Source organism: Streptomyces sp. NPDC002669 (genome assembly GCF_042889165.1).
In the GTDB taxonomy this organism is placed as follows: domain Bacteria; phylum Actinomycetota; class Actinomycetes; order Streptomycetales; family Streptomycetaceae; genus Streptomyces.
In genome coordinates, this window is sequence record NZ_JBIAQQ010000060.1 from 1 (window position 1) to 10010 (window position 10010).

10 protein-coding genes are annotated in these 10010 nt (G+C 72.8%); 3 read left to right on the plus strand and 7 right to left on the minus strand.

Translation table 11 applies throughout. From position 1 onward, the window contains the following. Positions 1-187: 187 nt before the first annotated feature. From ACFYW1_RS38655 to ACFYW1_RS38685, 7 genes are all read right to left on the minus strand, one after another. Positions 188-1837, minus strand: a complete 1650-nt coding sequence (locus tag ACFYW1_RS38655) for a dipeptide ABC transporter ATP-binding protein (RefSeq protein WP_389004465.1) — start codon at positions 1835-1837, stop codon at positions 188-190. Next, positions 1834-2823 carry an ABC transporter permease gene (locus tag ACFYW1_RS38660; RefSeq protein WP_389004467.1) on the minus strand — a complete coding sequence of 330 codons (990 nt, stop codon included), beginning with the start codon at positions 2821-2823 and terminating at the stop codon, positions 1834-1836. The genes ACFYW1_RS38655 and ACFYW1_RS38660 overlap by 4 nt, the downstream gene beginning before the upstream one ends. Beyond that, on the minus strand, positions 2820-3875 hold the full coding sequence (locus ACFYW1_RS38665) for an ABC transporter permease (protein WP_389004469.1): 1056 nt from the start codon (positions 3873-3875) through the stop codon (positions 2820-2822). The genes ACFYW1_RS38660 and ACFYW1_RS38665 overlap by 4 nt, the downstream gene beginning before the upstream one ends. A gap of 2 nt (positions 3876-3877) precedes the next feature. Then, the gene (locus ACFYW1_RS38670) at positions 3878-5602 is read right to left on the minus strand and encodes an ABC transporter substrate-binding protein (RefSeq protein ID WP_389004471.1); all 1725 of its coding nucleotides are present in this window, start codon (positions 5600-5602) and stop codon (positions 3878-3880) included. A 217-nt stretch (positions 5603-5819) separates the two neighbouring features. Then, a complete protein-coding gene (locus ACFYW1_RS38675; protein WP_389004473.1) occupies positions 5820-5915 on the minus strand; it encodes an Ms4533A family Cys-rich leader peptide in 96 nt (31 codons plus the stop codon). 169 nt (positions 5916-6084) lie between these two features. Next, positions 6085-7407, minus strand: coding sequence for a DUF3152 domain-containing protein (locus ACFYW1_RS38680; protein WP_389004475.1), 1323 nt, complete (start codon positions 7405-7407; stop codon positions 6085-6087). Further along, on the minus strand, positions 7392-8357 hold the full coding sequence (locus ACFYW1_RS38685; protein ID WP_389004477.1) for an alpha/beta fold hydrolase: 966 nt from the start codon (positions 8355-8357) through the stop codon (positions 7392-7394). The genes ACFYW1_RS38680 and ACFYW1_RS38685 overlap by 16 nt, the downstream gene beginning before the upstream one ends. Positions 8358-8466: 109 nt before the next feature. Between ACFYW1_RS38685 and ACFYW1_RS38690 the strand changes: the two genes are divergently transcribed. The 3 genes from ACFYW1_RS38690 (at position 8467) to ACFYW1_RS38700 (ending at position 9887) form a co-directional block, all read left to right on the plus strand. Next, a complete protein-coding gene (locus tag ACFYW1_RS38690; RefSeq protein ID WP_389004479.1) occupies positions 8467-8682 on the plus strand; it encodes a hypothetical protein in 216 nt (71 codons plus the stop codon). A gap of 168 nt (positions 8683-8850) precedes the next feature. Continuing rightward, positions 8851-9492, plus strand: coding sequence for a TetR/AcrR family transcriptional regulator (locus ACFYW1_RS38695; protein ID WP_389004481.1), 642 nt, complete (start codon positions 8851-8853; stop codon positions 9490-9492). 167 nt (positions 9493-9659) lie between these two features. Beyond that, positions 9660-9887 (plus strand): DUF3107 domain-containing protein, encoded by a 228-nt coding sequence (locus ACFYW1_RS38700; RefSeq protein WP_389004483.1) that lies wholly within the window; start codon positions 9660-9662, stop codon positions 9885-9887. Positions 9888-10010: the final 123 nt, after the last annotated feature.

The window sequence follows — 10010 nt, forward strand, 5'->3', positions numbered from 1 at the left end:
CCGCGCCCCCCCCGCCCCCCCCCCCCCCCCCCCCCCCCCCCCCGCCCCCGCGCCCCCCCCCCCCCCGCCCCCGCCCCCCCCCCCCCCCCCCCCCCCCCCCCCCCCCCCACCGGAAGGGGTGAACCGGCGTAACTTTCCCGCTCCGACGGCGTTTTCCTGCGCCGGGAGAGCGGTTCGCCACGCGGGGTCAGGCGGCGGCCAGCTCCTTGCGGGCCGCGCGGCGCACCGCCGCGAGCGCCGGGTCGAGCGCGGGAACGGCCGCCAGGAGCTGTTTGGTGTACGGGTCCCGGGGGTTCCCGTACACCTCGTCCACCTCGCCCTCCTCGACGATCCGGCCCCGCCGCATGACCGCGACCCGGTCGCTGACCTGCCGCACGACGGCCAGGTCGTGGGCGATGAAGACCAGGGCGAGCCCCAGCTCCCGCTGCAACCGGGCCAGCAGGGCGGTCACCTGGGCCTGGGTCGTCACGTCGAGCGCGGAGACCGCCTCGTCGCAGACGATCAGCTCCGGCTCGGCGGCCAACGCCCGTGCGATGCCGACGCGTTGGCGCTGCCCGCCGCTGAACTCGTGCGGGTAGCGGTGGTAGCTCTCCGGGTCGAGGCCGACCCGGGTCAGCAGGTCCCGCACCCGGGCCCCGATCACGGACTCGTCGCGTTCCCCGGCGGCCCGCAGCGGGTCGGCGACCGACTCGCCGATCGAGCGGCGCGGGTTGAGGGAGGAGACGGGGTCCTGGAAGACCATCTGCACCCGGGCCCGGCGGGTGAGCCGGCCCGAGGTGGGCTCCCGCAGCCCGACGAGCATCCGCCCGAGGGTGGTCTTGCCGCTGCCGCTCTCGCCGACCACACCGAGGGTCTCGCCGCGGCGGACGGTGAGGGAGACGCCGTCGACGGCCGCGAAGGCGGACTTCCCCCTGCCGAACACCTGTCTTACGTCGACGGCTTCGACGAGCACGTCGGCCGCCCCGGCCGCCTCCCCCGAGCCGCCCGCGGTGCCCGAGTCGCCCGCGGTGCCCGAAGCCACCGCGGCATCCGGAACCTCCGCGGCCCCCGGGACGGCCCGCGGCTGCGTCACCCGCGGCACCGCCGCCAGCAACGCCTGCGTGTACGGCTCGCGCGGCGTCACGAGGACCTCGCCCACCGGCCCCCGTTCCACCGCCCGCCCCGACTGCATCACCAGCACCTCGTCGACCGACTCCGCCGCCACGCCCACGTCGTGCGTGACCAGCAGCAGCCCCATGCCCGTCTCCCGCCGCAGGCCGTGCAGCAGGTCCAGGATCTGAGCCTGGACGGTGACGTCCAGGGCGGTCGTCGGCTCGTCGGCGATCAGCAGCTGGGGTTCGCAGGCCAGGGCCATCGCGATCAGCGCCCGCTGCCGCATCCCGCCGGAGAACTCGTGCGGCCTCGACCGGGAGCGCCGCGCCGCGTCGGGAATCCCGACCCGGTCCAGCACCTCCACGGCCCGCGCCCGCGCCGCCCGGCGGGAGGCCCGGTTGTGCACCCGGTACACCTCGGCGATCTGGTCGCCCACCGCGTAGTACGGGTCGAGCGAGGACAGCGGGTCCTGGAAGACCATCGCGGCCTTCGCGCCCCGCAGCGCCCGCAGTTCCGCGTCGTCCGCCGCGTTCACGTCCACGCCCGCGACCCGGACCGAGCCGCCGACCTCGGCGCCGGTACCCCGGTGCAGGCCGAGCAGGGCGTACGCCGAGGCGCTCTTGCCGGAGCCGGACTCGCCGACGACGCCGAGCGCGCCCCCGGCCTCCAGCGAGAACGACAGGTCCTCCACCGCGCGCACGTCGCCGAACGAGATCGAGAGACCGGAGACTTCGACCAGGCTCATGCCAGTACCACCCGTCGGTCGGCCATCGCCTGCAGGATGTCGGCGACGGTATTGGCGAGGACCACGAAGAACCCGGTGACGAGCACCAGGCCGACGACCACCGGAAGGTCCACGTGCTTCACGGCGTCGACGAGTTCCCGGCCGACGCCCGGAATCCCGAACAGCGACTCGGTGAGGACGGCGCCGCCGAACATCGAGCCGATGTCCAGCGCGCCGAGCGCGATCACCGGCGCCAGCGCGCCGCGCAGGGCGTGCCGTCCGACGATCGCCCGCTCGCCGACCCCGTACGCGCGGAAGGTGCGCACGTGGTCCTCGGCCAGGGTCTCCAGCATCGAGGCCCGGGTCATCCGGGCGTACGGGGCGGCGGACACCAGAGCCAGCGAGATCCACGGCAGCAGCAGGTTCCAGGCCCACTGCTCCGGGTCCTCGGTGAACGGCACGTAGTCGGGGAACGGCAGGATCCGGAGCGCCGTGACCGTGATGATGATCAGCAGCAGCCCGATGACGAAGACCGGGGTGGCCATGCCGGCCAGGGTGATCCAGGTGAGGATGCGCTCGGTCGGACGGCCGCGCCGCCACACCGAGAGCAGCCCGGTCCCGACGCCGAGCAGCATCCACAGCACGAAGGCGCCGACGGCGAGCGAGGCGGTGGCCGGGAGCTTGGCCAGGATCAGCTCGGTGACCTGCTGGTCGCTCTGGTACGAGAGTCCCAGGCAGGGGGCCTGGCAGTGCAGCACGCCGGTCCCGGTCGAGTAGTCGCGGCCGGTGAAGAGCCCCTGGAGGAAGTGCGCGTACTGCACGTACAGCGGGTCGCCCAGGTTCAGCTGTTCGCTGACCTGTGCCACCTGCGCGGGCGAGCAGCGCGGACCGCAGGCGATCTGCGCGACGTTGCCGGGCGCGACGTAGAAGGCCGCGTAGACGACGACGCTGAGGGCGAGCAGCACGAAGAGCGCGCCGCCCAGGCGTCTGAGCAGGAACCACTTCATGCGGCGGCCTCCTTCTCGCGTCCGGTGCCGGTGCCGTCGCCGGTCCCGGTTCCGTTGCCGGTCCGCTTCCGGTCCGTGCCGGCCCGCTTCCGGCCGGTGCCGATCCGCAGCCGGGACTCGGCGCGCGGGTCGAGCGCGGTGCGCACGCCCTCGCCGAGGACGGTCAGCGCCAGCACGGTGACGAAGAGCAGCAGGGCGGGGATCAGCAGATAGGTGGGGGCCGCCTGGTACCAGGTGTCGGCGTCGCTGAGCATCTGTCCCCAGGACGGGGTGGGCGGCTTGATGCCGACGCCGAGGAAGGACAGGGCCGCCTCGACGACGATGTTGCCCGGGAAGAGCAGCACGGCGTACGTGATGACGGGGGCGGCCAGGGCGGGCAGCAGTTCGCGACGGGCGATCTGCCAGGAGCCCCAGCCGCTGAGCCGGGCGGCGGCCACGTGGTCGAGCGATTTCAGCGCGAGCGTCTGGGCGCGCACGATCTTGGAGATGCCGGACCAGCCGACCAGGCCGATGATGACCGCGATCAGGACCGGGCGCGGGAAGCTCGCCGGTACGACGGCCAGCGCGCCGAGCGCGATCACCATGACGGGCAGCGCGACCACGACGTCGGTGACCCGGCTCAGCGCCTGGTCGACGAAGCGGTTGCCGAGCCCGGCCGCGAGACCGACGGCGACCCCGATGAGCACCTGGAGCAGGGTGGCGGCCAGTGCGACGCCGAGCGAGACCCGGGCGCCGTACACGACGCGGGCGAACAGGTCGCGTCCGGTGAGCGGTTCGACGCCGAGCCAGTGCTCGGCGCTCATGCCGCCGAAGGAGCCGATCGGCACCCCGCCGGTGGCGGAGTCGACGAGGTCGGGGTGGTACGTGGTGGGGTCCTGGCCCTCGATGCCCGTGAGCAGCGGGGCGGCGAGCGCGGCCAGGACCAGCAGGGCGACGACCGCGGCGGCCACCAGGGCCGAGCGCCGGGCGCGCAGCCGCCGCCAGAACGGATGGGCCCCGGAGGCGGGGGCCGCGAGGGCCCCCGCCTCCCCGGCCGGAAGTGCGTCGGCCATGGTTACTTGACCGCGACCTGCGAGACGTCGAGCACGCCGGTCCAGTCGCTGATCACGACGTTCTTGACGGCCTCGCCGTACAGCCGCTTGTAGACCGGGTGGAACAGCGGCACGGTCAGGGCCTGCTCGCCGACCTTCTTGTCGAGCGCGCCCCAGCGCTTCGCGGCGGCGTCCAGGTCGGTCAGCTTGTTGATCTCGTCGATCTCCTTGTTGACCGAGGGGTCGTTCAGCTGGCCGGAGTTGAAGTTGTAGCCGGACTTGACGATCTGGCGCCCGTCGAAGATCGGCGCGAAGAACGGGCCGCCGGACGGCCAGTCGGCGCCCCAGCCGCCGAGGAAGAAGCCGGGCTCGCTCTTCACGTTGTAGACGGTGTCGGAGTAGTCGTTGCTCTCCAGGCCCTGGAGCTTGACGGTGATGCCGGCCTTCTTCAGCGCCTCCTGGATCGCGGTGGCGATCTCCGGGCTCGTCGCGAAGTCCTTGTCGTTGGAGTGCGTGAGGGTGACGGTCAGCCCGTCGGGGTGGCCGGCCTCCTTCAGCAGTTCCCTGGCCTTGGCCGGGTTGCCCGACTTGCCCGCCGGGAAGTGGTCGTAGGGCGTGTGGCCGAAGGCCGCCTGGTTCGGCAGGAAGGTGGTGGCGGGCTCGGCGAGCGAGGAGCCGCCGGCCGCGTTGACCACGGAGGAGCGGTCGATGGCGTACGAGATCGCCTGCCGCACCTTCGGGTCGTCGAACGGCTTCACCTTCGGGTTGAAGGCGATGTAGTTGGTGTAGCCGAAGTGGCCGGTGCCGACCCGGGCGGCGAGCTTCTTGTCGCCGGTGACCTTGGCGAGTTCGGCCGGGCCCAGGTTGGTGTCGGTGGTGACGGCGGCGGCGTCGGCGCCCTGGGACGCGGACAGCCGCTGGTTGATGACGGCGGAGTCGAGGCCGGAGCGCACCTCGATCCGGTCGGGGTACGCCTTGCGCTCCTCGTCGGTCGCCTCCGACCAGTGCGGGTTGCGCTCCAGGGTCAGGCGCTCGCCGTCGCCCTCGTTCTTCACGACCTTGTACGGGCCCGAGGAGATCGGGTGCTCCTCGTACTTGGTGCCCTTGTCCTTGGCCTCGGGCACCGGGGTCGTCTGGGTCTGCGTGGCCAGGAAGGGGAACTCGCCCTCCGGCTTGTTGAGGTGGAAGACGATGGTCTTCGCGTCGGGCGTCTCGATCGAGTCGAGGCCCTTCTTGTCCTTGTACGGACCCTGGTAGTCGGCGCCGCCGATCAGCCAGTCGCGCAGGTAGGGCGCGCCGCCGGAGAGTTCGGCGGCGAAGGAGCGCTCGATGCCGTACTTGATGTCGGCACTGGTGATCGCGGTGCCGTCCTCGTACTTCAGGCCGTCCTTGAGGGTGTACGTCCACACGGTGGCGTTCTTGCTGGGGGTGCCCAGGTCGGTCGCGAGGTCGGGGACGACCTTCGCACCGGCGGCCCCGTCCTCGCGGTTGCGGGTGGTGAGGGTGCGGAAGACGAGGGAGGGGATGTTGCCGCCGCCGGAGGTGTAGAGCCGTGCGGGGTCGAAGTCGCTCTGCGGCTTGCTGTTCAGGACGGTCAGGGTGCCGCCCTTCCGGGGCTTGCCCGCCGCGCCGGAGTTCCCGTCGCCGCCTTTGCTGTCCTCGGGCCCGCAGGCCGCGGCACCCGCTGCCACGACGATGACTGCGGTGGCCGCTGCCACGCGGCGCGATATGACGGACGGTTGACGCATCGGAAGGTGACCTCTCGGATGACTGCCTGGAGAAACGGACTGAAGGATTCCGCAGGCAGGGCGAGAGCGGCCGGAGATGGTCGTCACGTGAGGGAATCGACCGGGGGAACCGGACTGCCGCGCCTGCGGGCAAGGTGCGCCCGGCGCGGCGGTCGTGCGTGGCCGACCCGGCCCCTTCGGGGCTCGGACGGCGGGCGGACGCGCGCTCGGGCAGGCGTCAGCAACAGTGAATGTCGGCGACACTGTGCCCGGTCACGCCGATGAGCGCCAGCTCTATGGCCGGGCTGTCGGGGGTGACGGGGCGGTGTGACATGCCGAGAAATATGGATCACCGCTCGAACCGATGTCAACGCGATTCGAGACGCCCATCCCAGCATTCGGACAGCACATGAGCGTGGACGCGCCGCCCGCGCGGACCGCACCGGGGTCCGGCCACGAGGCGGGGACGACCCGCCGCGTCCGCGGGTCCGCCCCCTTCCGGGTCAACTGCCCGGGTGGACCCAGGCGTTGGGACGGCACTTGACCCCGTCGAGGTCCAGGGTCTTGGTCTGCTGCTGCATCACCGGGGCGAGGGCTCCGGGCGTGCGGCAACTCACATGGTTGTGGCCCAGCCGGTGGCCGACCTCATGGTTGATCAGCATCTGGCGGTAGGCGAAGAGTCTGTCCGGACCGAAGGTCGAGGAGCCCTGGGCCCAGCGGTAGGCGTTGATCATGACGCGCTCGGTCGCGGCGGAGTCGCACGAGACGTTGTCCTGCGTGGTGTCCAGGCCGGACTTGGCGCACCAGACGCCGGTGGTGCCGGGGCTGGCCAGGGTGATCACGAAATCCGCCTTGCCGGAGGAGACCCGCTCGAAGGTCATCGCCCCGTCGTGCGCCCAGCTGCGGTCGTCGTTGAGGGTCTCCTGCACGGCCCTGGCGAAGAGCCCGGCGTCCAGGCCGAGGCCCTTCTCGATGTCGATCCGGTAGCGGTACTTGTGTCCGCGCCCCGGCGCCTTCGCGACGCCCGGCACCGTCTCGAACTTTCCGGACGCCTTGAGACCGGGGTCGAGCGGATAGGGGCGGGCCATCTTCTGCTCGTACGAGAGCGGCTTGACCTTCGCAGGGGTCGGGGTGGACCGGTCGTCCGAGCGGGAGGCGCCGTCGGTGCCGTCCCGTTCGACGCCCGGGGTCTGCGCGAGCGCGGACCCGCCGTCGTGGTCCTGGGCGACCTGACCGGCCACGATCACGGCCAGCACCGTGGTCACCGCGGCGGCCGCGATGCCGGTGAAGGTGCGGCCCCTGATGCCCTTGCCGTCCCTGTCGTCCGCCGGGGCATCGGCGTCGTCACCGGGCGGCCGTTCGTCCCACGCGCCGACCGAGGCGTACGGATCGGCCGGGCGGGCCGGCGGAGCGACCGGTCCGCGCGGCGCGGGCGGGGCGTCGAAGGCTTCGACGAACTCGCGCCGCGGGCCCGGTATCAGCGGCCGGGCACCGGCCGGGGACTGCTGCGGGGGCGCCGTGCGCGGCGGCGCGGGGCGGTGGCCCGGCTCGCGGTACCGGGGCTGCGGCCCGGTACCCCAGCCGCCGCCGGGTTCCCGCTGTTCGGGGTGGCCGCCGCGGACGTGGCCGGTCTGTGGGAACGGGTCGTGCCCGTCCGCGTCGGCGGGGGCGTCCGCCGCCCTCCGGCGCCGCCCGGTGCCGGGACCGGGCCCGATGCCCTCGCGTTCACCGCCCGTGTCGACGGTGGCGGCCCCGGTGCCGGACTCCGAGGGTTTGGGGCCCTTTCGGCTGTGTCGTCCCACGCCCCGGATCAGCTCCCGCCGCATTCGTCGAGCAATTCCCGGAAGGCCTGGGCGACCGCCTCCGGGTACTCCATCATCGCCACGTGCCCCGCGTCGGGCAGGGTCAGCAGCCGGGCGTCGCGGAAGGCCGCGGCCGCCTTGCGCGCCATCCGGTAGGAGACGAGCTGGTCCCGTCCGCCGTAGACGAGCTGGGTCGGTGCGAGCACCCGCTCGGCCTGGCGCCACAGTCCCTGCTGGCCGCCGAGCGTGTACGCATCGACAATGCCACGCGCCGAGCGCGCCATCGCGTCCCAGAAGTACGGCAGCTCCATCCGGCGCTCCATTTCGGCCACCGCCTCGCGGAAGCCCGCCTCGGAGACCCGCGCCGGGTCGCCGTAGCAGAGCGCCATGACGCCGCGGGTGCGCTCCTCCGCGGTCCACTCCCTGGTCATCCGGGCGAACAGGGCGGCCACGCCCGGCAGCGCGAGCAGGCCCGTCGGCACGGCGGACCGCTGCACCCGGATCTCGGGCAGCGCGGGCGAGACGAGGGTGAGGGTGCGCACCAGGTCGGGCCGGACCGCGGCGACCCGGGTGGCCACGGCGCCGCCGAGCGAATTGCCGAACAGGTGCACCGGCCCCCGCTCCTCGGCGTCGAGGAAGCGGATCACGGCACGGGCGTGCCCGGTGACCGAGTAGTTCCCGTCGTCCGGGGGCGGCGAGCAGCCGAAGCCGGGCAGGTCGACGGCCTCCCCGTGGACCACGTCCTGGAGCAGCGGCATCAGCGCCGACCAGTTCTGCGAGGAGCCGCCGAGCCCGTGCACGAAGAGCGCGGGCGGCAGGCCCTCGCGCCCCGGCGGCCGGGACCGTACGGTCAGCGTCAGCCCCGGGAGCGCGACGGAGCGCATCTCCTCCCCCTCCGCGACCTTCACGGCGCTCACCACGGGCGGCACCGCGGCGACGACGGCACGGACTCCCGGCAGCTCGGTCGAAGACATGCGGCAATGTTACGAGACGATCACACCCCGATTCATGTGTTCGCCGTCACAGACCACGTAGCGGCCCGGGGGTCCAGCTTCTACGCTCGAAGCGAGGAAGGGAGTCCCCATGACGGTCGACCCCAGCGACCCGGAGACCTTCGAGGACGTCCAGCCGGACGAACCGGACCAGGAGACGCCCCGGGCGGACGCCGCCGAGCAGCGCACCGATCTCCAGCAGCAGCACGACGAACCGCTCACGGACATCGACCGGACCAGCGCCGACGAGGCCGATGCCGCGGAACAGGCCCGTGTTGTCACACAGGATGAGGACGATTACCGCTGATGCGACCTGCTTTGTCCCGTGGATCGTCGAATCTGTGGCTACCGCAGCCGTCCGGTCCGTGAAATTCTGCGTCCGCGCCGCGCACACCCGGGTTACCCAAAAGTACGATGGCTGTACGGCGCAGCGTGCACGGAAAGGCTGTGTTCGATCACAAATTTGGGAGGCGGCGTGACAGCCATCGAGCAGACCGAGGCGGCGCGCCCGAGGGGTACTCGCCTGCCCCGCCGCGCCCGACGCAATCAGCTGCTGGGCGCCGCGCAGGAAGTGTTCGTGGCCCAGGGCTACCACTCCGCCGCGATGGACGACATCGCCGAGCGGGCCGGAGTCAGCAAGCCGGTGCTCTACCAGCACTTCCCGGGCAAGCTGGAGCTCTATCTGGCCCTGCTCGACCAGCACTGCGAGGCGCTCCTCCAGGCGGTCCGTACGGCACTGGCGTCGACGACCGACAACAAGTTGCGCGTCGCCGCGACGATGGACGCGTACTTCGCCTACGTCGAGGACGAGGGCGGCGCGTTCCGGCTGGTCTTCGAGTCCGACCTGACCAACGAGCCCGCGGTGCGCGAGCGCGTGGACCGGGTGTCGTTGCAGTGCGCGGAGGCGATCTCCGACGTCATCGCCGGTGACACCGGGCTGTCCAAGGACGAGTCCATGCTCCTCGCGGTCGGCCTGGGCGGGGTGTCCCAGGTGGTCGCCCGCTACTGGCTCTCCAGCCGGTCCGCCATTCCGCGCGACACCGCGGTGCAGCTGCTCACCTCGCTGGCCTGGCGGGGCATCGCCGGCTTCCCGCTGCACGGCATCGACCAGCACTGAGGACCCGCCGCCCGGCGGGCTCCGGCTGCGGGCACGGGCGGCGGCCGCCGCCCGTGTTCGCTGCGGGCGTTGCCCGCCGACCACTGAGGGCTCCCCGCAGCGGGCTAATGTGTGCTGCGTACGGCGCGGTGCACCGCGCAGGGACTGACCGTCGGAGGGACATAGCCGTGGAGGTCAAGATCGGGGTGCAGCACACTCCCCGGGAGATCGTTCTGGAGAGCGGGCTCACCGCCGAAGAAGTCGAGAGCACGGTCGCCGAGGCTCTCGCCGGCAAGACGCAGCTGCTCAGCCTCACGGACGAAAAGGGCCGCAAGGTCCTGGTGCCGGCCGACCGGATCGCTTACGTGGAGATCGGCGAGCCCGCCACGCGCCGGGTGGGGTTCGGCGCGCTGTAGGCACGTCGAAGCGGTGACCGAGGCGAGGGGGGGGGGGGGGGGGGGGGGGGGGGGCGGGGGGGGCGGGGGGGGGGGGGGGGGCGGGGGGGGGGGGGGGGGGGGGGGCGGGGGGGGGGGCGGCGC

Excerpts from the sequence above, each read along its gene's own strand:
- ACFYW1_RS38655 (WP_389004465.1), bottom strand. The coding sequence starts at position 1,837 with ATGAGCCTGGTCGAAGTCTCCGGTCTCTCGATCTCGTTCGGCGACGTG.
- ACFYW1_RS38660 (WP_389004467.1), bottom strand. The coding sequence starts at position 2,823 with ATGAAGTGGTTCCTGCTCAGACGCCTGGGCGGCGCGCTCTTCGTGCTG.
- ACFYW1_RS38665 (WP_389004469.1), bottom strand. The coding sequence starts at position 3,875 with ATGGCCGACGCACTTCCGGCCGGGGAGGCGGGGGCCCTCGCGGCCCCC.
- ACFYW1_RS38670 (WP_389004471.1), bottom strand. The coding sequence starts at position 5,602 with ATGCGTCAACCGTCCGTCATATCGCGCCGCGTGGCAGCGGCCACCGCA.
- ACFYW1_RS38675 (WP_389004473.1), bottom strand. The coding sequence starts at position 5,915 with ATGTCACACCGCCCCGTCACCCCCGACAGCCCGGCCATAGAGCTGGCG.
- ACFYW1_RS38680 (WP_389004475.1), bottom strand. The coding sequence starts at position 7,407 with ATGCGGCGGGAGCTGATCCGGGGCGTGGGACGACACAGCCGAAAGGGC.
- ACFYW1_RS38685 (WP_389004477.1), bottom strand. The coding sequence starts at position 8,357 with ATGTCTTCGACCGAGCTGCCGGGAGTCCGTGCCGTCGTCGCCGCGGTG.
- ACFYW1_RS38690 (WP_389004479.1), top strand. The coding sequence starts at position 8,467 with ATGACGGTCGACCCCAGCGACCCGGAGACCTTCGAGGACGTCCAGCCG.